General features: G+C 35.8%; 11 protein-coding genes. All 11 read right to left on the minus strand.

Going from position 1 to position 23,163, the window contains the following annotated elements:
• Positions 1 to 38: 38 nt before the first annotated feature.
• The 11 genes from IR022_RS13425 to IR022_RS13475 all read right to left on the minus strand — a co-directional run bounded on the left by IR022_RS13425 (position 39) and on the right by IR022_RS13475 (position 22,937).
• Positions 39 to 1,898 (minus strand): TonB-dependent receptor plug domain-containing protein, encoded by a 1,860-nt coding sequence (locus IR022_RS13425; protein ID WP_194204099.1) that lies wholly within the window; start codon positions 1,896 to 1,898, stop codon positions 39 to 41.
• Between the two features lie 163 nt (positions 1,899 to 2,061).
• The gene (locus IR022_RS13430; RefSeq protein ID WP_194204100.1) at positions 2,062 to 6,153 is read right to left on the minus strand and encodes a two-component regulator propeller domain-containing protein; all 4,092 of its coding nucleotides are present in this window, start codon (positions 6,151 to 6,153) and stop codon (positions 2,062 to 2,064) included.
• Between the two features lie 277 nt (positions 6,154 to 6,430).
• Complete coding sequence (locus tag IR022_RS13435; RefSeq protein ID WP_194204101.1) at positions 6,431 to 8,320, minus strand: alpha-L-fucosidase; 1,890 nt, start codon at positions 8,318 to 8,320, stop codon at positions 6,431 to 6,433.
• Between the two features lie 11 nt (positions 8,321 to 8,331).
• Positions 8,332 to 9,855, minus strand: a complete 1,524-nt coding sequence (locus tag IR022_RS13440) for a hypothetical protein (protein ID WP_194204102.1) — start codon at positions 9,853 to 9,855, stop codon at positions 8,332 to 8,334.
• A 56-nt stretch (positions 9,856 to 9,911) separates the two neighbouring features.
• On the minus strand, positions 9,912 to 10,583 hold the full coding sequence (locus tag IR022_RS13445) for a TonB-dependent receptor plug domain-containing protein (RefSeq protein WP_194204103.1): 672 nt from the start codon (positions 10,581 to 10,583) through the stop codon (positions 9,912 to 9,914).
• Positions 10,584 to 10,708: 125 nt separating this feature from the next.
• On the minus strand, positions 10,709 to 11,779 hold the full coding sequence (locus IR022_RS13450) for a hypothetical protein (protein WP_194204104.1): 1,071 nt from the start codon (positions 11,777 to 11,779) through the stop codon (positions 10,709 to 10,711).
• 25 nt (positions 11,780 to 11,804) lie between these two features.
• Positions 11,805 to 12,479 (minus strand): fasciclin domain-containing protein, encoded by a 675-nt coding sequence (locus tag IR022_RS13455; RefSeq protein ID WP_194204105.1) that lies wholly within the window; start codon positions 12,477 to 12,479, stop codon positions 11,805 to 11,807.
• A gap of 33 nt (positions 12,480 to 12,512) precedes the next feature.
• A complete protein-coding gene (locus IR022_RS13460; protein ID WP_050710844.1) occupies positions 12,513 to 14,045 on the minus strand; it encodes a RagB/SusD family nutrient uptake outer membrane protein in 1,533 nt (510 codons plus the stop codon).
• Positions 14,046 to 14,149: 104 nt separating this feature from the next.
• Positions 14,150 to 17,335 carry a SusC/RagA family TonB-linked outer membrane protein gene (locus IR022_RS13465; protein WP_194204106.1) on the minus strand — a complete coding sequence of 1,062 codons (3,186 nt, stop codon included), beginning with the start codon at positions 17,333 to 17,335 and terminating at the stop codon, positions 14,150 to 14,152.
• A gap of 176 nt (positions 17,336 to 17,511) precedes the next feature.
• A complete protein-coding gene (locus IR022_RS13470; protein WP_194204107.1) occupies positions 17,512 to 18,948 on the minus strand; it encodes an alpha-L-fucosidase in 1,437 nt (478 codons plus the stop codon).
• A 398-nt stretch (positions 18,949 to 19,346) separates the two neighbouring features.
• Positions 19,347 to 22,937 (minus strand): glycoside hydrolase family 2 TIM barrel-domain containing protein, encoded by a 3,591-nt coding sequence (locus IR022_RS13475; protein WP_194204108.1) that lies wholly within the window; start codon positions 22,935 to 22,937, stop codon positions 19,347 to 19,349.
• Between the last annotated feature and the right edge of the window lie 226 nt (positions 22,938 to 23,163).

The following is a 23,163-nucleotide window of genomic DNA, read 5'->3' on the forward strand; positions in this document are numbered from 1 at the left end:
CCTATTTGTAGGAATCAGTCAGATTTTTGTAGAAACTGTCAAAATGTGATATCAATTCCTCCCATTACAGTAGTACCGGGCATAGGGAACCCTCCGTTGATAGTATATTTACGCCCTGTAAGATTATCTCCATTCATAAACAGAGAGAATGTTTTCGATAATTTATAGAGAGCCCATGCATTTAGCAAAGTATAATTTTCGGTTTTAGAATCGTATCCCACCCGAGTATATAACTTATCGATATATTGAGTATTTGCACTCAATGTCAATTTATTTATCTTCCAGGTGGCTTCAATAAATGCCATGTGTTTGGGTGCAGCAATAATAGTTTTATTGGTCTGGAGGAAACTATAATTTCCTGTCACTTTTAAAGAGGGTAGAATATAGTAATTAACGGCAAACTCAAATCCTTTATTTATAAAAGAACCTATATTCTCATTTAGCATTTTTCCATCTACAGGAACAGTTTGTATCATATCCTTCCCTTCGATGTAGAAGGCTGTTAATTCAAAATTTAACTTACCTTGCAAACATTTTTGGAGAATTGAAAAATCATAATTCATCATCGATTCGGGTCGTAAATCGGGATTTGCTGCAACATACATATACAAATCTCTAAGATTGGGACTTCTAAAGCCTTTTGACAATGAAGCCTTCAGAGTTGTATTTTTATTCAGTTGATAAGCTGATCCAACTTGCGGAACCCATTCACGACCATATACCTGATTTATTTCGAGGCGAATACCTGCATTTAATGTCAGCTTATGAAATAAAGTCTGTTGCATCAATAAATAAAGCCCTGTTTCATTTACTGTTTTATCTATTATGTCTACTTCTTTGTCCGGAAATTGATTCCAGGCATGACCTCCCCAGTTTTTATAATCGAGTCCGGCAGTTAAAAGATTACCCTTGAAAAGATGAGCCGATTGATAAAGCATAAACCCTGCATTATGGTCTCTCGATTCAAATAAATAATCTCGGGGCTTTCCATTTTTCCATCCGTCATTTACTTCATGATCTCCATAATTATAAAAAGCTTTAAATGCTCCACTTGAGTTGGAATAGTTATTCTCCACTGAAAAAGAATAAGATGAGCGAAGAGCATCCACCCAATTATCTGTCATTAATTGTTCGACACTTCCCGGATTATTCGATTTAAATTTAGCTACCATGGCATCCCCCGATACATTCCAGTTATGAGAGATTTCATAGCCGGCCTTAACAAATCCATTAGTTATATAGAATTTCGAATTTTCACGATGCCCATCTGTACAATCGTGATTAACGGATGCAAAGACATTCAGCTTATTTTCTTTTAATCTGGCATTCGCCATGTATTTTTGTGTGTTGTACGATCCGTATTGTAAACGCGCCTGTCCATTAACTCCATCTTGCTTTGCCTTACGTGTTATTATATTAATCACTCCGCCCATAGCATTAGATCCATAGAGCAACGAACCCGGTCCTCGTATTACTTCTACCTTTTCGGCATCAGAAGATACGTATGTATCAGGAAGATGATGTCCGAAAATACCTGCCCACTGGGGTTGCCCGTCGAGAAGCATCAGCACTTTATTTCCGCCTCCTACTCCTCTGATATTGACAGTTCCTGCCGAACCTGACGATACCCCAAACCCCGTTATGCTACGCTCGGTAACAAACAATCCCGGTACACGTCCGGATAAAACTGAAAGTAAAGCCGACTCTCCATCAGCTTCTATTTCATCACGAGTTATAACGGATACTGTGGCTGGTATCTGATTGCGGTTGACTTGTGTTTTTGTACTACTTATCACAGTTACTTCACCCAATGAAATAGTATCTTTTCCTATGGTTTGAGCTGATAAATACCCAAAAGGTAGAGTGATAAAAGCCCAGATGAAAATTAATATTTTCATATTTGATTAATAAAAGTAAGAACAGATAAGGTTATAATTACATAATTCATAGTATCTCGATTTAAAGTATTCAGATCATAAAATTACTCACATAGTTATCTGCTCATTTGTAAAAAACAATCAAATAATTACAAAATCAATCCAATCAGCACTCTATATTCATCTATTGATTAGTGTATTCGGTAGGAGACATACCAAAATAAGTTTTGAAACAATTAGAGAAATAAGCATGACTATTAAATCCTACAGCAACATATACTTCCGAAACTGGCAACTTTGCTTCTTTCAACATTTTCGCCCCCATATTCAAACGAAAATTACGAATAAACTCATTAGGCGAAAGATTAGTGATAGCTTTTATTTTTCGGTATAAATTTGCTCTACTCATTCCAACATCGCGACTAAAATCATCCAAGTTAAGTTCGGGATTCGAGACATCTTTTTCCAAGATTTCATATAATTTCTGCATAAATCGTTCATCAACAGAAGAAGCCTCAACGCCCAAAGTTTCCAAAGAAAACCGCTTCCCATATATTTCTTTCAAACTTTCTCTGGCTTGAAGAATATTTATTACTCTGGCAATTAATAGAGACGAGTTAAACGGTTTTACTATATATTCATCTGCTCCTGCCTCATAACCTTCTTTAATATCGTCGGTCATTGCACGTGCAGTAATCATTATCACAGGAATATGACTGGTTCGCAAATCGGTTTTTATTCTTTTACACATTTCCATACCATCCATTTTGGGCATCATCAGATCCGATATTAGCAGATCCGGTGAGTGATTTATAGCTTTATCTATGGCTTCCAATCCATTGGCTGCTTCAATTATATTATGTGCATCTTTCAATAGAGAAATAATATATCTCCGAACATCAATATTGTCTTCAACAACTAAAATAGTGGTTCGTTTTACCGTTTTCTTTTCTTCCGATTCTTTATCTTCCGAACAATCTATAGTGTATGATAATTCAGTCTCTTCCGCGATTTCTTCGGTATAAGCATCGTCTATGAAACAGTCTTTACATATAGGAAGAATACATTTAAAAACAGCTCCCGATGCGTCGGAGCTTTCAGCCCATATCACTCCATGATGCATTTCTATTATAGATTTACTAAGGCTTAAGCCTAAGCCGGTACCCGATGCAGAGTGTTCGTTCTGTGCCACCTGATAGAATGGTATAAATATTTTCTCTAGCTCGTCATTTGCTATCCCCGTCCCTGAATCCTTGATTTCTAATATTATGTATGATATATCTTCATTTATAAAACTCTTACCTTTTTCTGCGAAATTTTTCTTTATTTCAGATAGTGTCATACAACTTAAATTAACATCAATAGCCCCTCCATTTGGTACGTTTTTAAACGCATTGGACAGCAAATTGAAGTATACCTTTTCCATTAAGCTTTTATCAAACCAATTATTGACAACATTGATTGTATGATTAAACTCAAAATTAATTTTTCTTGAAACTGCCAACTCCCTAAAGATTAAAACCATTTCTTCGGAAAACTTCACAAAGTCATTTTCTGAGATTTTTAAACTCATCGTTCCACTCTCTTTCTTTTGGAAATCCATTAAGTTATTAACCAAACGCAGTAATCGTCGGGCATTACTCCTCATCAAAATCATATTTTCTCTGACCTTAGATGTAAGGTCCTCCTTTTCCACCATATCTTCTAGAGGATTAATGATGAGTGTAAGTGGTGTTCTCAGTTCATGCGAAAAATTAGTGAATAACTTATTTCGAGCCTGATGGAATTCGTCTTGAGTTTTCGCTTCCATCTGTTTTAGTTTTATATCATTTTCCAATCTCTTCCTCTCCGTAAAATAGCGTATAATAAACAAGATAATACCCGAAATAAATAAAACATAAAAAGTATAAGCCCACCATGTTTTCCAGAACGGAGGCAAAACAACGATTTTTAGACTCGCTCCTTCATCATTCCAAACACCATCATTATTAGATCCTTTAACTACAAATTGATATTCTCCGGGAGGGATATTTGTATAATATGCCATCCTTCTTGATCCCACATTATTCCATTCTTTATCGAAACCTTCCAGTTTATAAGCATACTGATTTTTATCGGCAAAAATGAAATTAAGAGCGCTATACTCTATTGAAATATTGGATTGGTCGTACTTGAGCACAATTTTTTTCTGTGAATTCAATTGCTCTTTAAGTATTTTATCCTCACCACCGGACACAATTTTAGCATTGTTAATATATAAATTATTAAAGACAATAGGCGGAACATAAGGATTGACCGTCATTCGCTGTGGATTGAATGTTACAAAGCCATTACTACCACTGAAGATTATATTATTATTAGAAAGTTTCAGACCTGCATGAAGTGTAAACTCATCAATTTTCAATCCATTAGAATGTGTATAATTCTGAAACGTTTTTGCGTCTGTGTTAAAATCGGAAATACCCGTACTTGTGCTAATCCATAAATGCCTGTTACCTCCATCAACAATCATACACACATTGTTATTCAATAGGCTGTCTTTTGTACCATAAGTAATAAACTTATCGGATTTAGGATCAAACAAACTTATACCACCACCAAAAGTTCCAATCCATATCTCTCCCGCACTATCTTTAACAATAGAAGTAACAAAGTTTTCCGGTATTTTATCGGGATTATTTTCTAATGGATTGTTCTTATAATTCTTTAATATATGGGTATTGTAATCATAGTAGAACAAGCCATTATTTCTTGTGCCGATAAGAAATACATTTGTCTCGATCTCAAGCATACTTCGTACATCCGAAAATCGAATATTTTGCTTTCCTATAACCGGAAATTCTTTTCTTACATCTTTATTTCCTAAAATCAGAGAAAAACCATATTCACTAACACCACTTATCACCAAGTCTCCTTTTCGTGTTTTACCTATTTGATAAATAGATCTTTCTTCTTTTAGATCATATTCTAACGAAAATTTGTGGCTACTCATATCAAAACTATAAATAGTACCTAGATTGGTTCCACAAAGAATTCGAGAGCCATCTTGATAGAGCGATTTTATTATGTTCTTTTGATAAACTTTATTCGCATTATCAAATATCAAGTAATGCTTAAACGATTCTGTTTTTTTATCCACTTCGAGCAATCCTCCTCCTTCGGTTGCAATATAAAGGCTGCTTGGAGTCTCAACAATTGGCCCCATTATTCCCAATATTGCCTTCAAACTTGCACTAGGGTTATAAAACTGAAATTTTTGGCCATATCTGTTGTAATAACAAATACCACCCGCATAAGTACCTACCCACAATGTTTGAGATCGATCGAAGTAAACGCTAATAATTGAATAATGACTCAACGCACCTTGTCCCGAAGAGTATTCTTTATATTGTGTAATCTCTCTTGTTTTATTATCTATCACGTTGAGTCCATTGAAAGTCCCCACTACAATACTTCCATCGGGTGCTTCAGTAATATTTCTTATATTATTATTTGTTAGTCCATTATTCTCATTATAATAGGTGAATTCCTTTGCTCCTTTTTTTAAATAACTTATACCTTTGTTTTGTGTACCTACCCATAAATTGTCATTCCTATCAATAAAAAGGACTTTCACATAATCATCTGAAATGCTATATGCGTCATTTGGTGTATTTTTATAAACTGTATATTGTTTATTCTCGAGATTATACACAATTAACCCCTCTGTCAAAGTACCGAGATAAAGTTTATTCTCTTTCTTTACTATTGCATTCACACGGTTATGTTCCAACAAATTATCTATTGTTATACGACGAAATGAATCCGTAGCCTGATCATATAAATTCAAGCCTTGATTTGTTCCTACCCAAAGATTATTCTGATCGTCGAAAAAGATAGATAGTATTGTATTGTGATATAATGAGTTCTTATTATTAGGTTCGAGATAATACCTCTTAAATTTATTAGTAGAAGGGTTTAAGCAATTAAGTCCATTGTTTGTTCCTATCCAAAGATTCTGATTATTATCCTCGGTCATGCATAAAATATGATTATCACTTATACTCGAATTATCTTCTGCATCCGTTATAAATACATCAAAATTGTAACCATCAAACCTATTCAATCCATTCCGTGTTCCAAACCACATGAATCCTTTACTATCTTGGAGGATAGAGGTTCCTGTTATCTGAGATAATCCGTTTCCTAGCGACAAATTAGAAAAGTAGTATAGATCTTTTCCCTCTACACATATTATTGACATAGAGAAGAGCAGAAGAAATAGTAAGTTCTTCATAGAAAATAAGGCTAATAAGGTCTCAGACCTATGTGTTACTTTGGTATGGGAGCTAATTCGATATATTATACACGGTGGGTCTAGAATATATGTATGTCTGCTCCTACTTAATTGTTACTTAATTCACTCTTGGATATATTCCAACTCTCGATAAAAATAGTGAAATATTTGGTATTATAGCTAAACTTGATAGGTATCATTTATCAATGTCACATAATCCCAAAAAGTCTTACAACATCAGAAATATTGTAAGACTTTATTATTTTCTTACCAATATTCAATTAGCTGGAATAAGACGCACAGCTATGGGTCTCAGATAAGAGACTCCCTCATATTTATCTCCTTCCAATAAGCAAATATATTCTCCTTTAGGAATACTAATCTGTCCTGCCTGAATACTATTTACTCCATCTTTTTCAAGTCTTGGTACATAATTTATCTCATATCGCTTCCCATTGATATTTAAGATAACGCTTCCTTTATCTTTTTCCGATTCAGTATTATACTCTATATATATATCATAGTTCGCTGCTTCATTTATTCGGAATTTCCATTGAAAGGATTGACTGTTATTATTCCATCCTTTTACATAATTCCTATTTGGTTTGCCATCTCCATAGCCCAAACCTACACCTTTAAGCTCCGCATCGAATGCATATAATATGTTCTCTGATGAAGTAGAAAGCAATCTTACAGGATAAGCAGCTTTCTTTTCTTTCAAAGTCAAAGCCACTATTGTATTTATAGTATCAGGTGCTACCTGTGGTAAGAAGATCTCCACATCTTTACTACTTAATCTGCCTGTCTTCAGTTCATTCTTGTTTGAATTACCCACAATCCAAGCTTTATCAATATCAGAAGTCAGACCTCCCACTATAAGTTTACCATCTTTAGGCCAATTGTATATATGCAAATAAGTAATATTATCCCTCTTTGTTGTAACACCGCATGTCTGAACAGGAAGGTCTGTTCGTTCATTCCCATAAATGGCTTCTCCATATACAGAAAGCCATTTACCTACCCCTTTAAATATTTCAACATCTTTCTCATCCCATTTTCCATTTCCCATTGGTCCTACATTCATCAATATATTTCCTCCTTTTGATGTTGCTGAAGATACCAAACGTATAAAATGGCTCACCGCCTTATGAGACGAGTCGTATTTGCTATATCCATACGATTCGTTAGTGGTAGGAATAGACTCCCAATATCCTTTCACAGGAAAAAAGTACGCAGCCCTATCTCCGGTATTGATATAATCGCCCAGATTACCACCCGCAAAACGTGCTAATCTACCATTAACTACAATATCGGGGCTAGCCTCTCGAATACTTTTCAGTATCCTGATATTTTCATATAAGGGTAGCTTATGCGGTGTATCGAACCACAAGATATCCGGATTATACTTTTTAATGAGTTCCACTATCTGAGGTATCGATTTTTCGCTTACATATTTCTCTGCGTGAGGAATAAAATCAGTACGAGTTAGCCACCAATTGGCACCACCTATTAGTTTGTCTCCACCGGGATTATTATAATCCCAATCATTTCCGGGAGCATCTGGATGTTCCCAATCAAAAGCATGCGAATAATAGAATCCAAATTTGATTCCATATTTAGTGGCAGCAGCTCTCAATTCCATCATCGGATCTTTATTGTATTTGGTCATTCGCATATCATATGGATAAACATCTGAGAAATACATAGCAAATCCATCGTGATGCTTGGCTGTAATTATAAAATAACGCATACCTGCTTCTTTAGCATGTAGCATCCATTCGTCTGCATCGAAGTCTACAGGATTGAAAGGTATGACTAGTTTATCTTTGTATTCTTGAAGCGATATTTTTTCTTTTCTCATCAAATGCTCCGAATATCCAGTAACCGGTTTTCCTTTCCATTCCCCTCCTGCTTCAGAATATACTCCCCAATGAATGAAACAACCAAACTTGGCATCGTTATACCATGACATTCTCTCACTAAGAGTTTTTTGTGAATCTTTCCACCAATCCGATAGTGCTTCTTGCACTGCAATACTATCCTGATGCAAATCAAGTTTTCCAACATCCATTCCCTGTTCATCCCCTTTGTCAAATTTAATTTGAGCTTGAGATACAGAGCTTAATAATAAGCTGGTTAAGACAAATGATATAATCTGTTTTTTCATAGCGTATCCTTTTATTTATTCACTTGACGAGCTTTTAACTGAGCCAAATATAAGGAAACAGGTATTAAACCCGATTTATTATGTCCCTCCCATATACCATCAGGACGGTCTTTGAAATGTCCCAGAGTTTTCTCTCCTTGCAAACCAATACAATAATTATTTCCGGATGTCCATGGATTTTGTACTGCTACAATCCTAGCCTTACAGTTCCACAACACTTGTGTTACTCCTGCCCAGCCATGTCCGCTACCCATTTGTCCTCTGTCCTGAACATTAATCTGATTATCGGTAGTTATATTATCATATAATGTACCCACAGACCAACGATGATGGGGTCCAATATCACTCAAAGACTCTCTTGCCACACAATTATAAAACACATTAGGACCACATACTCTGGCTCCTGTTACATAATCGTGTCGTGCTTGTGTACTTACGCAATTCATAAATAAATTTTGCTGCCCCCAATTATTAAACGAATATCGTCTTCCTCCCGTAGGAATCGATTTTGCTTCGTAGCTTTTGCATTCTTGTACTGTTATATTTTTAGCTCCTACTTCGAGGCTCACGCAAGCATAAGCAAAATAACGAGCAGTTACACCTTTAACCCAACAATTTTCGGCATGATTAAATTCTACACCTATCCAGCTATGTTCTTCGTCCTGCTCTCCCATATACATACTTTCTAAATACATATGTTCAATACCTATTTCGTTGATACGTCCATTATAAGTGTATCTATAGATTTCGCCACCTCCAAATTTTTCATCCAATTGCATTACTATTGGATTATCAATAGTTATAAGGTTACCTTTTATGGCAGTTATTACACGTTCGAAATGCAGATTATATTCTTCGGCTTTCCATTGCTTTGTACCTTGTCTTTCCACAATTTTATTCATTCTTATGGCTTCGATCCAAGCATCGGTTCCCGGACGAAAAACAATAATACGATCGCCCACTTTCAGATTCTTAGCTGAAGCCACTGCAAATGAATGAGTACCCACAGGTACAAACTTGTCTGTTATCTTTATACGACTACCTTCAACTTCTGTTATTTTGCCCTCGCCTTGAATATTTATAAGTGCTTTTTGATTCTTGCTTAATGAAACAAGCCGAGTTTCTTCAATACCATCTCCTTCCCCTCGGAGAATTATTCCGCCAGCTTTTATATATAGATTGCCTTCTATTTTATATTCTCCACTCTTTAATAATATCGTACCTCTATGTCCCGTTGCATCGGGTTGCATAAGTGATACTTTATCAATAGCATCTTGAATAAGGGCAGTACAATCTCCCGCAATAAGAGGTTGAAGAGTTATTGTAGTAGAATAATCGGGTATATTTTTGTCTCCATGATGGTAGCCCACTCTACTAAAATCGGGTATTATATTTCCTTCTTTATCGGGTATATAACTTAGACTACCATCTGTATTTAGTTTTACTAAATCAGACTTCCATGTTTCTTGAGCATTTACGCCAATTGCAAGCAGACTGAAAAAGACTAAGAGAAATATATGTTGTAATATTTTCATAATATATTAGATGTCTCGTTTCTATTAAATGGATGCTTTTTATTCAAAAAAGCACATCAATTTATCTTTGTTTTAATAACAATCACCCCATTTGCACCTTTAAGGCCATACATTGAAGCATCTTTCAACACCTCTACAGACTCAATATCTTTTATATTGACCGAACTATTGACATTTACAAGACTGTTATACTCTACATTATCAACAATGTAAAGAGGCTCTACACTTAATGACATAGAACTCCCTCCACGTATTTTAGCAATAGGTACATTGTCTATTTCGGTCATCTGAACTCCTGGAATATTTCCGCGTAATAGATCTATCAACGAGTTGGCGCTCGATTCTTCGATTTCCTCTCTCGTCAATACATTAGAATTATTACGAACCGGAAGTGTTTTTAAGTAATCAAAAAATTCTTCGCCGCTTAATCTATTTAAGCTCAGACTCTCCTTGCCTAGAATAATATCAAACGCATAATTATCTTTCACCGGAATATATACTTTCTTATTTTTTGAAGGACTTATTTGCAGAGTATCACTTTCTGAAACACTCTTCAATAAGAAAGTTCCATCTTTCAAGCTTTTGGTCGTATTAGATGTATTTTTGACTTTTACCAATATGTTTTTAACAGGCTTCCCTTTTCTGTCTACAATCCGTCCTGTAATATCTCCGGCTCTAATCGGAAATAATACAAATACCAGAAGCATTACACAAAGTATCTGTTTCATAGATTAATATTTAAGGTTATATAAACGTAAAGACAGACTAATGCAGCAAATAGAATAAATGAAGGGCGAACAAATCAATTCGCCCCTACATTCTAACTATCTAAACTACACACCTATTTAATACTTTATTTAAGTATTGCTCCATCATTTGCCCCGTATGCATCATCTAAATATAAAACCGGGAGATTTTTCCCCGTTCCATTAGGAAATCCGATACGCCACCAGTCAATATAAATATTATCCTGACTATTATTTTTCGTTCTAAATTCTCTCAGCCACGAAGATTTAAGTACTTCCTCTCCATCTAAATTGATATAGATGTAATAATCTTTATCCACACTCATCGAGATTTTTTTGTATATCCCATTGTCAAAAGACGACACTTTGGCAACATACGTCATAAATGAAACAACTTTGAGAACTCCTTTTTCTAAATAAGAAATTGAGATGGCTAGGTTGAATTTCTCTCCAAGAGATGTAACAGGTATTTTTCCTTTTACGTTAGGATACCACTCTACTTTTAATTGAGTTGGATATACTACATCTGTCTGCTTTGGATCACGCTTTAAACCCCATGCATAATATAACGAAGGAGGTCCTTTTTTTGTCCCTACAGTCATTGAGTCAGCAGGAATGGCACTGATGAATCCTATTTTAGAAATCGTACTAAAAGGAATTTTTAATTGAGCATCATTAAAGACTTTTTCTAAATAGCGTTGTACCTCGGTACTCGATTTGCCATTAAATTGAGCATAAGTATTGGTTGTCCCACCAATGGATTCGGTTTTAGCTATTATTTCCGACCCCGATTGAGGTGTAATTCCATAAGGAGTTTTTTCGAATTTTTCGAAGAAATAACTAGATACATACATTTTGTGAATGCGTGTTTGAGATTTCCCTCCTGAGCTAACAGTACACGATACAGTATAAGTACCCGGAGTATTAGGAGCTTGCCAAGTCATCTCATCCAAGCCCTGAGGCTGAGTTAAGCGTCCACCTTCACAAGACCATTGATAATCCACTTCGCTCAAATCGTCAGAGCGAACAGCCATCCATATCTTAACTTTCTGATTACAATAAAACTCATCTCCGTCTGTATTCAACGAATCAATTTCCACATAATGATCATCCGAACAGCTTGTAGCCAAGAGTCCACAAAGCAAGATAAAGTATAGTGATTTTATATAATGTCTCATATATATACAATTTTTATTTGTCAATTTATTTCAATATGTCTTTAGTAGGTCTGTCTATCCACGATTCTACCACATGAATATACGCACCCGATGTAGAAAGGAGGTTACTTGTACGTGGCTTGATTTCAGACTTGTAGTGCCCATTAAAGTTATTAAAGACAATATTCGGATTACGATCTTTTATCAGATACATATTTACTTTAGCCGTATCGGCAGAAGCATAAGAGTCGAACCACTTGGGTTCGGCTGGAAGATTACTCCATGTATGTGCTCCCTTTACAATATGGTAAAGTAAAAATTCCTTGACTTGCTCTTTTGGATATTGAGTCATCGATATAGGTGCATACAAACTTGTCTCATCACCCGGTCTTTCATATAATTTATGTGTCTGAAAATAGCTCAGATCAGTAGATGTTGTTGAATTGAAAGCTTTATCTGTAAGAAGAATATAAGTTGCCGCCGACTCATTATACATATTCTGCATCTCAGCATACTCAATAGCCTCTTTCAGTATCGGAAAAAGATCCTGACGGGTTTGTACAAATTCCCAGACCGTCATATTTATATGATTATCATAAGTACCTGCTTCATAGTCATAGTCGTAAGGTTCTTGTAAATCCAAACCAAATACTTCACAACCCGCAAATACCAGAGGGAAAGCGATAATAGCAAAAGCTATTCTTATATATTTTTTTATCATAATTCTAATGATTTAATCAAACTTGTATTTAAATTATCCTTCAGAATAAGGTTTATTTTGGTCCCCTTTTAACGCAGGATTAGCCTCAAATTCGCGATAGTATATTGGTGCAAGTATTCGCCCTTCATCTCCAAACCCTGTTGGAGCTATTCCAATAGCAGACTGACGCTCTTTTATAACCTTATCCATTACCGGAATCACTCTATTTGTTCTTACTAGATCAAACCAGCGTTTCCCTTCTGCCATAAACTCTAACTGACGCTCTAGCAAAATAACTGTTTCTACTTCTTCCTTATTTGATGTAGCGGAAACTTCCTTTTTAGCATCAGCTAAATATCCTACTCGTTTGCGGATTTTGTTTACTATTTCGAGAGCTTCACTTCCTCTGCCTTGCTGATTTAAAGCCTCGGCTCTTAACAATAACACGTCTGCCAAACGATATATCTGAGGTTGAACAGCTGCACTGGTAGTTGATAATACCAACCAATGAGATTTATAGACCGAGTTTTTCGAGTCATATTCTCTATTAGGGTCTACATCGCTATATTTTGTATTTTTTTCTATCCCTACTGCATAATAGCTATTATACGATATGGGCATTCTACTGTTATTAGAGTATAATTTAACGGTATCCAAAACATTCCACAAACGACCATCGGTACCCTGATTTGAATAACGTCTGTCTACAAATTCCTGAAACAGTGTTTGAGAAATCTTATATCCATTATTGGTATTGGATGCACCTACACGTTGAGGCCAAAGAGAACCACCATCAGCATCGAAATTCCATGCCATAACAAATATGGCTTCTCTTGACGAATTTGGTACTAAGAACATTTGCTTCCATTCGGCTTCATTCTTCACTAGTTCGAAATTGCTGTTGTTTTCAAAATATTCGGATGCTTCTAATGCTTCTTTATATTCTTTAAACCACATATGAACATCGGTTTTAAGAGCTTTACAAGTTGCATAGTTGATATAAAACTTATCTGATGTATTTACCAAATATGCTTCAGCCTTTATTATATCATCCATTATTTGCTTCTTTACAACCTCTATTTCCGATCTTGTAACTTGCGCTTTCACAACATCTCCATCCCATTGTGCTGTCACTAACGGAACTCTACCCCATACACGTATTGCATAGAAATACATTAATGCACGCATTCCATGAGCTTGTCCTATATAGTTGGCATAGTCTGACTCAATAATACCGGGTATGGTAGGATATCTCTCTATTGCAGTGTTGCATCTGGTTATACATGCATACAAGTCTTTCCAGCTATATTCTTCTTTCGTAGATTCAAGAGCATTCATATACACCTGACTGTCTTCATAACCTGTTGTTGTATAATTATCGGAACGTAGATCTCCCCAATCGATATGAGCTCTGTTTAACGTCTTTTGCATGGCATCATATATACCGGCATTCCAAGTACGCATATCTCCCTTAGACCCGAAGAAGGTTGACGGAGACATATCGGATAATGGATCTCTATCTAAGAAATCGTTGCATCCTATAAGCCCGAAAGCTCCTATGATAGTGAGTAATATATATTTTTTCATTGTTTTATTGATTTTAAGGTCGCAGACCTTTTTATTACTTAGTCAAGTACGAAAACTATAACCTGTTATAATTAGAAAGTATATCATTAAATACTTTCATTTACTTAAAATCCTACATTGATTCCAAATCCAACCTCACGATAACGTGGATATGCCGAATTATCTCTTCCCGGAGTCAATACACTACCTCCTATTTCGGGATCATAACCCGAGTACTCAGTCCAAGTAGCCAAATTATTTGTATATACATATACTTGACAAGTACGAAGTGGAGTTTTATTTAAGAATTTATGTTCTACATTATAGGTTAAACGAATATTCTTCAATCGCAAGAATGATGCATCTTCCAAATACTGGCTATTAAGTTCTTGTCTGTTCTGAGTTTTTCGAGTACGAGAATCTAGTGCGTACCAAGGTGTTATTTGTCCTTGATATTTCCATCCTGTTCTTATATATTCGGGATGTTGCATGTGCGTATTACCACCCCATGTAGTATAATATTGTTTCAGTTTATTGTATACTTTTCCTCCCCAGCTCAGGTATAAATTGAATGATAGAGAGAAGTTTTTATACGTAAAGTTATTATCCCATGAAGCGAACCAATCCGGATTTCCACTCCCTAGAACTTTACGGTCATTATCATCTATCTTATTGTCATAATTGCCGTCTTTATCCGGAATATTTTCCCATATAACATCTCCTCCAGCTGCGGCTACTCCATTTTGTAAGATTTGCTTAACATCTCCCGAATACTTCGATCCATCGGGTAATACATAACCTTCGAGAATAGGTTGTCCATTAAGCCCTATTATTACATTATTATTTTCGTCTCTTTTCAATACTGGATTCAAACGCGTTTTGTAATCAGGGGTATATGCATTACTAAAGTCATATTCGTATACTCCCTCATTTTTATAACCATACCATTGACCGGCTGCTTTGCCTTTTGCAACTAACCACAGACTGCTTTCTACATAATCTTCTTTTGCCAGATCGGTTATTTTATTCTTGTTTGTCCACCAGTTAACAGTTGTATTCCATTTAAAGTCCTTAGTCATAACAGGATACCCTGATAGAGAAAATTCAAGTCCGCGGTTTTCTATACTCGCCAGATTTACACGCATCTTATCATACCCTGTTGTATAAGGCAGACTCATAGTAGATAGTAAATCACTTGTCTCTTTAATATAATAATCTGCGATGAAAGTAACTCGCCCGTTGAATAAGTTCAGATCAAGACCAAAGTTCGTTTGTTTGGTTTCTTCCCAATGTAAACTAGGATTACCATAAGTTGCTACAGGAACCACTCCACTCGTACCATTGTAACTATATTCTCCAGAGGTGAAAAGCGTTTGATATTCGTAATACCCAACTCTATCGTTTCCGGTTACCCCCCAACTACCACGCAATTTTGCATCGGAAACTACGTTGGATGCCCAATCCATAAATACCTCATCAGAAAAACGCCACCCTAGAGAGAATGCTGGGAATGCACCCCAACGTTCTTTAGGTCCAAAACGCGATGAACCGTCGTATCTCACACTTCCATTAAATATGTATTTATCTTTATACGTATAACCTACACGACCAAAGAAACTAGCTAGGGCATAATCTTCGGCAGTAGTATATGTTTTAGCCAAATCCAGATTTGCCATATTCATCGTATGTATTGATTCGGTTACCAGATCGGATCCTTCAAAATTCAAATATTCATTTTTTCCGGTTTCTACACTTGCCCCAGCCATCGCCGAAAGAACATGGTGCTTTCCCAGAGTTTTATTAAAGGTTAAATACATCTCGCCCGAATACCTTTGATTAAAGGTTGTTTTATCAGCTGCCGTGTTTTTGCGTAAACTCTCATCAGCATTACTATCTAGTTCTTTAGAAGCAAATTGAGTATTACGAGTTAAACCCAAATCGCCTTGCATATTTGCAGACAACGATAAATAATTGGTAAACTTCCAGTCCATTCCCTGATAAATAACCCCTTGAAAGCGTTCTCTCTTATTGTCTCGTCCATATAATTCTTGAACGGGGTTTCTATTTCCCCCCATAGCATGATGAGGGGCAAATGTTCCATCAGGATAATAAATAATCATATTAGGCGGACGTCTCATAGCGGTCTGAAACACATTTCCTTCGTTTATGCTATTCGTTTTATTATTACTAAAACTCACTCTGGTTGTGAATCTAAGATTATCCCATCCATTAAAATCCATGTTATACCGACCTGTAATGCGGTCATTATAACTTGTTTTTATAATACCCTCATCGCCCACATAACCAAATGATGCCATGTACTTCAACTTATCAGTACCTCCACTAATTCCTAGATTCACATCATTTCTTATTGCTGTTTGTGTCAATAAATCTTGATAATAATTATTCACACTATTTACCAATCCTACAGAGTCTGTTACTGCACTAAATTTTTCAAGTGTTTTTGCAGGGTTACTTAAATCCGTTGCTTGCATATTTAATACCCTATCAAAAGCATTCACCTGTGGCAACTTATTTGCCATAGAACTATAACTTCGTAAATAGCGAAGATCTACTTTTGGTTTACCCGATTCTCCTGATTTTGTTGTAATTATTATAACACCATTAGCCGAACGTGCCCCATATATAGAGGCTGAAGCTGCATCCTTCAATATCTCAATAGATTTGATATCCAATGGATTGATATTATCAATACTGCTTGTTATAACATTATCAACAATGTAGAGAGGCGAAACTCCATTATCATCAAAAGTAGAAGCCCCACGTACCTGTATCATATTTGTACCTCCCGGGGCACCCGATGCAGATGTAACCTGAAGACCGGGAGCTGCACCTTGAAGTGCATCATAAATATTAATCGGAGATCTTTCCTCTATTAGTTTAGAATCGACTGAAGTTATTGCTCCCGTAATGTCCCGTTTCTTCTGAACACCGTATCCCACAACTACCACTTCATCCAATAGTTTTGTGTTTTCTGTCATAACAATCACGAGCTTCTTATTAGAATCGATTTTTACATCTTGATTATTATAACCCATATAAACAAAGCTTAATACATCTCCTTTTTGGCAGGCCAATGTAAATCCGCCATTCAAATCGGTAATAGTACCTTTTGTTGTTCCTTTAATAGTAATTGTTACACCGATCATGGGTTCTCCCGAATCATCATTCACTATCCCTGTAACATTTAGTGTCTGGGCAGAAAGGGTATGCCCCAGACAAAAAACAAACAAGAATAAAACGAGCCACCGACTCATCAGTTTAGGCTTTTTGTTTTCTTTTTCTTTCATTTAAACTAGATTTTAATAGGTTTGGTTTTTCACGGTTAAATAAGGTCTTAAACCTTTTTTATTCTATCATATTAGTTTTCGGGCATGGCAAGACCATTCCCTGACCACAATAATATTTTATTGTATACACAGTTTACAAAACAGTTAGTGTTATAAAAAATCTTAAGGTATTGCTTTTACAAGTCTAGTATTTCGAATGTTTTTACAGAATTAGATACAATCTTCAATGGAAGCAGCTTTTCTTTTAGCTCTAATTTTATTACAGAGACTATGGCATCAGGAGATTTAGTCGGCACGTCGATAATCATACCATCTGTCGTTTTTTGAATATTCAAGGTCTTTTTATTTTGCAATAAAGTCGCACTTTTTACTTCTGAGTCAATATTAAAATAGAGTTTACCATCCGAAGGCCATTCAAACACGCATAAGTATAATATTGTATTGTTTTTATTGTCTTTGCGGATACATTCTCCCCATGTAGGAAAAATAAGGCTACGCTGCGTTCCGTAGATGGCTTCACCATTTATTTTCATCCATTCGCCCATCTCTTTCAAACGAGTTACACTTGGCTCTGGAATTTCGCCTTCGGGTGTGGGTCCCACATTCAATAAATAGTTACCTCCTCGGGCAGCTATAGTTATCAAGTTTCTCACTAATACCTCCGTGGGTTTCCATGCATTTTCCCAGCTTTTAAATCCCCACGAACTACCTATATTCATACAAGTCTCCCAATCAACACCTTCAATATCTTCGGCTTTAGGTACTCTACCTTCGGGTGTTTTATAATCTCCAGGGAAATTAGGACGCTTCAATCTATCATTCTGAATAATTTGAGGATATTTAGCTAATTCTGCTGAAATTTTCTCTGCAAAAGCGTCTGTCATCTGGGTTGGAGTATCCCACCATAAGACAGCAACATCTCCATAGTTAGTCAGTAACTCTTTTATTTGAGGAACAGATACTTTATCAATATACTCATCCATTGTTGCAGTTTGCTGAGCCGGATCCCAGTATCCTTTATTAGCTTCGGTGTATGCATCTATTCTGGTTGAATCCGGATTTGGCCATCCTTCTCTCATCAACTTACGAGCAACAGAACCTCCTGGATTGTTCCAATCTTGTGCCTGAGAATAATAAAAGCCAAGCTTCATTTTGTGCTTACGGCATGCTTTAGCCAACTCATCCAGTATATCTTTATTGTAAACAGTAAAATCTACAATATTGTATTTGCTGGCATTACTCTTAAACATTGCAAAACCATCGTGATGCTTTGTGGTAATAACAATATACTTCATACCTGCTTCTTTTGCCAGCTTAACCCATACCTCGGCATCGTACTTGGTTGGATTGAATCCTTTTGTAATTTGCTGATACTCTGCTACTGGTATTTTGCATCGGTTCATAATCCACTCAGCACCTCCTCGATTCTGATTATGTCCCTTATATACACCTCCTAATATGGAGTAAGGTCCCCAATGGATAAACATTCCAAACTTGGCTTCGCGCCACCACTCCATTTTTTTATCCTGATCGACGGTGGATGTATTTGCTTTCTGAGCGTGAAGGCTAAAGATAAAGCTTAGCAAAATAATGAATACCATTATTTTTTTCATAGGATGTAGAATTTTAAGGTTTATTTCGTAATAGGTTCTGTACAAAAATAGGTGGCAACTGTAATCTCCATTTGCAGAAATGAGTCTTTTTTTTGTAAAATCAGTTCATTACCTGCCTAATACCAACTAATTATCAACTGTTTAATACTTTCTAATATTATAGGACTGATTTATTTTCTTTGAAATAGAACCTCTCAAGTATAGAATAAGAGATTTCTATTTAGATTCTCAAATGCAATATTTTGTTAATTAGAAATACTAAAAACCATATCTAAAGAGTCAGACTTAGGATGTTTGTTAGTTGATTAAATAAAAATTGGTTTTCCGAGTATTATATACTCAGAAAACCAATCAATCTAGCAAATGTTATTTTTCACTTTATCTTTATCTATATCTTATCACTTTAAAGATTGTATTCTAAAAGAATAACCTTGCAATGAATTAGCAGGAATCATATATTCGGGAAGAGGAAGTGGACCACAACTGGCATTACCTAAACCTTGTTGTACACAATCTAAGTTCAAATAAACTTCTGGTTTACGAAGTTCATTCAATTTAAAATCATGCACCGCATCCCAGAGTGTTTGATCGGTAAAGTGTAAAGCACTAAAACCAAGCCTATCCTTTGACGATATTCTTAATCCTTGTTCATTTTGATTTGTTATCTCAACCCATCTTACACCTTCTCTATTTCCCATACTTTGCGAGCGAACATAATGCTCGGCTTCCATTCCTTTCGCAGTAGTATTGTATGCTCCGATAAATGCTGAATGCTTTCTGTCTGAATAGTTTTCATGAGGACCATGACCATAATAACGAATATTATCCATACCAGCAGGTAAAACAATTTGTAATCCCAATCGACGTACAATAGAACCTGCCGAAGGAGAGGTAAAACTCGCATCTAAATCAATTGTTCCATCAGAATAGATTGTATATTTTAGAAGATAAGGTATTCTTACAGCTTTATCGCTTGCAATTGTAGCTGTAGTACTTGTTACTACTGTTACCGATTTTTTATCATTAGCTACCTGATATGTGAAAATAGGCTTATCGTTTGTGGTTAGATAATAATTCTGATCGGTATACTTATCATTATTTATACTACGATACCAATTCAGGTCAAATCCTTTTTTATTAAATATCATCTCTTGCCCGCTGTATTGAAGAGAAGTCATAATACCCGTAGCCGTATCAAAAATGGTTTTGAAGTCTGTTCCATTAATATTTAAGAAATTACCCTGTTCTGTAACCTGTATATCAGACATCGAAGAAGTATCTATATTTGATAGTGGCTGCCGATTATTCAAAGCAAATTGTTCTTTTGCAACTATATGACCAGCCTCGCCCCAATTTGTAGCATTTTTAAGACTGAAATATACATTCAGAAAATATTCGCTACCTGCTTCCAGATTCTTATTATATGGCACTGCAGCTACAGTTTTTTGGTTTGGAGCCAAATTCAAAGATTCTAACGTACCCGATTCTACTTTTACTCCATCTTTCGTTATTTCCCATGTAATATTGAAATCGCTTAGATTAGTAAAGTCATAACGGTTTTCAATTTCTATCTTTCCGCTAACCAATGCCAAAGGCTTGAATTTAATGTATTGATATATTTTCTTTACCTCCAACAATTTTGCAGTAACTCTCCGATCGGGTGTTGTTAGTCCATTACAAACAAAATCAAAATCATTGGGCTTGTCTCCAAAATCGCCTCCCAGATAATACTGATCTTTAGGTTTCCCCGGCATATTAATACCTTGATCAACCCAGTCCCAGATACAACCACCAATCATACGTTGCGATTTATTTTCGATATAATCCCAATATTCGGCTAAATTTCCCACTGCATTACCCATGGCATGTGCATATTCACACAAGAAATAAGGCTTGTCTGATGTCTGCTGATCAAATGCTGACATCCGTTCTATTGAAGGATACATTTGCGAATCTATATCTGCTGACTCGTTCCGCCCCTCATAATGCACTATGCGAGAAGGATCGAGAATACGGGTTAATTTACACACTTCATCGAAATTCTTACCATCGCCTCCTTCATTTCCCATTGACCAGAAAATAATAGATGGGTGATTTTTATCTCGCTGTATCATACGATCTACACGATCTTTGAAAGCTGGTAGCCAACTTGGCATATTGCTGATAGAATGATTTCCGTGATTTTCTAAGTCGGCCTCATCTATTACATACAACCCATAATAATCGAACATTGCATATAAACGAGGATCGTTCGGATAATGACTTGTACGGATTGTATTCAGATTGTGTTGTTTCATTAGTAATACATCCTGCATCATAGATTCAACAGGCACAGCTTTGCCATATTGAGGATGAATATCGTGCCTATTTACTCCTTTGAAGAAGACTTGCTCATTATTTACATATACCCGCTTATTCTTTATTTCTATTTTGCGGAAACCAAACTTAGAAGACATAGCTTCCAGCACTTTTCCATCATTATCTTTCAATGTCACAACTGCAGTATACAAATTAGGTTTTTCTGCTGACCATAATAGAGGTTTCTCTACTTTTGTTTGCAGTTCATAAACCTGTTCTTCCTGTCCTTTCAAAGTTGGAACCTTCTGACTTAGATTAGCAACTTCTTTTCCTGAAATATCCAATAACAAAATATTCACAGTTGTTGCCTGAGACGATTCGCTATCATAATTTCGAACAGAAGCTTTCACTTTAAAATTAGCCGAACTATAATCATCTCCCTGAAATTCGGATAATAAGAAATAGTCACGCACATGTACTTTGGGTGTAGCATACAAAAATACACTTCGGTGTATGCCACTTAAACGGAACATATCCTGATCTTCAATATAGCTACCATCTGTCCATCTATATACTTCGGCTGCAATCGTATTATCTCCGATCTTTACATAGTCTGTAATATTAAACTCGGCAACATTACTAGCTCCTTGACTGTAGCCTACTTTTTTTCCGTTTATCCAAACATAGATACCACTATATACTCCATCGAAATGTAGGATAATTTCTTTTCCATCCCAATCTGCAGGAATAGAAAAATCGCGTCGATACGAGCCTACGGGATTTACCTCCGTTTCATTTGTATACCCTTTTTGAGGTTGAATAAAAGGTGGATTATTTTTGTGGGGATAAGTAATATTTGTATAAATAGGAGTTCCATATCCATGCATCTCCCAATTAGAGGGTACGGGTATTTCTTTCCAAGACGAAACATCGTAATTCATTTTATAAAAATCCTGAGGGCGTTCCGATGGCTGTTTTACCCAATGAAATTTCCAATTTCCGTTTAGTGACTGATATAGTGATGATGATGGCTCTAACCAAGGTTGGTCGAAATTTTTATCTGCTTTAAGACTTTCTATTGAAGGAAAAGGAATGTAAGTTACATGTCCCGGTTCTTTATTTATAGCAAAAATGGTTTCGTTTTCCCAATCATTTTTACTTCGCTTTACTTTCGGTTCTTTAGGAGCTTTTAGATTAGTAGGAACCAACCTCCATAATTGAGAAGTATTAGGTAGTTGATATATTGTTGCACCATCGGCTTCTTCCCCCGTGAATGCTAATGACATACTACTATTCTTATGAGTTATGGCATATGCTCCTGTACCTGTTACGGCAAATTTCCATTGCTGATTTTCATTTGAATCACTTGCATCCCACTGAACAATGGCATTTCCATTGCCCGAAGCCATATTATCATTATCAAGGCTTTTATTGATAAATGTGTTAGTTATTGTATAATATCCATTGTCAAGCTTAGTTATCTTCCACACTTGACCTTCGCTACCTTTTTTATCTTTCGATAAAAATAATTTAGCACTGTTAGATGGAGTGTCTACATTATCCAAGACCAATCCCGAAGGACTAACTATTTTATACAAAACATTGGGATTGATTTGCTGAGAGGATAGATTTGAACTTAAGAATAATAAACTGAGAAAAAATAAGATAAACTTAAATGATTGTCTTTGCATGTTATTTTAGAATTATATCGGTTATAGTCTTTTAAAGATAGGAGTTATTTATTTTAGACTCATAATCTCTTGTCGATAATTTTAAACTTGAATGTCTTTTTTGAGTCTTAGGATAGATAATCAGAGCTATTTACAATGATGGGGAAATAGCTTTATAGATCAGGCATCTATTCAGTTAATTGGAAAAGAATTATTGCTAAAATACAAAAAGGAAACTACCCCTAGA

The organism is Dysgonomonas sp. GY617 (assembly GCF_015233815.1).
Lineage (GTDB): Bacteria > Bacteroidota > Bacteroidia > Bacteroidales > Dysgonomonadaceae > Dysgonomonas_A.

Bases quoted from the DNA above. Each gene is read 5' to 3' on its own strand.
- IR022_RS13435 (WP_194204101.1), bottom strand. From the start codon at position 8,320: ATGAAAAAACAGATTATATCATTTGTCTTAACCAGCTTATTATTAAGC.
- IR022_RS13430 (WP_194204100.1), bottom strand. From the start codon at position 6,153: ATGAAGAACTTACTATTTCTTCTGCTCTTCTCTATGTCAATAATATGT.
- IR022_RS13445 (WP_194204103.1), bottom strand. From the start codon at position 10,583: ATGAAACAGATACTTTGTGTAATGCTTCTGGTATTTGTATTATTTCCG.
- IR022_RS13440 (WP_194204102.1), bottom strand. From the start codon at position 9,855: ATGAAAATATTACAACATATATTTCTCTTAGTCTTTTTCAGTCTGCTT.
- IR022_RS13450 (WP_194204104.1), bottom strand. From the start codon at position 11,779: ATGAGACATTATATAAAATCACTATACTTTATCTTGCTTTGTGGACTC.
- IR022_RS13425 (WP_194204099.1), bottom strand. From the start codon at position 1,898: ATGAAAATATTAATTTTCATCTGGGCTTTTATCACTCTACCTTTTGGG.
- IR022_RS13460 (WP_050710844.1), bottom strand. From the start codon at position 14,045: ATGAAAAAATATATATTACTCACTATCATAGGAGCTTTCGGGCTTATA.
- IR022_RS13455 (WP_194204105.1), bottom strand. From the start codon at position 12,479: ATGATAAAAAAATATATAAGAATAGCTTTTGCTATTATCGCTTTCCCT.
- IR022_RS13470 (WP_194204107.1), bottom strand. From the start codon at position 18,948: ATGAAAAAAATAATGGTATTCATTATTTTGCTAAGCTTTATCTTTAGC.
- IR022_RS13475 (WP_194204108.1), bottom strand. From the start codon at position 22,937: ATGCAAAGACAATCATTTAAGTTTATCTTATTTTTTCTCAGTTTATTA.
- IR022_RS13465 (WP_194204106.1), bottom strand. From the start codon at position 17,335: ATGAAAGAAAAAGAAAACAAAAAGCCTAAACTGATGAGTCGGTGGCTC.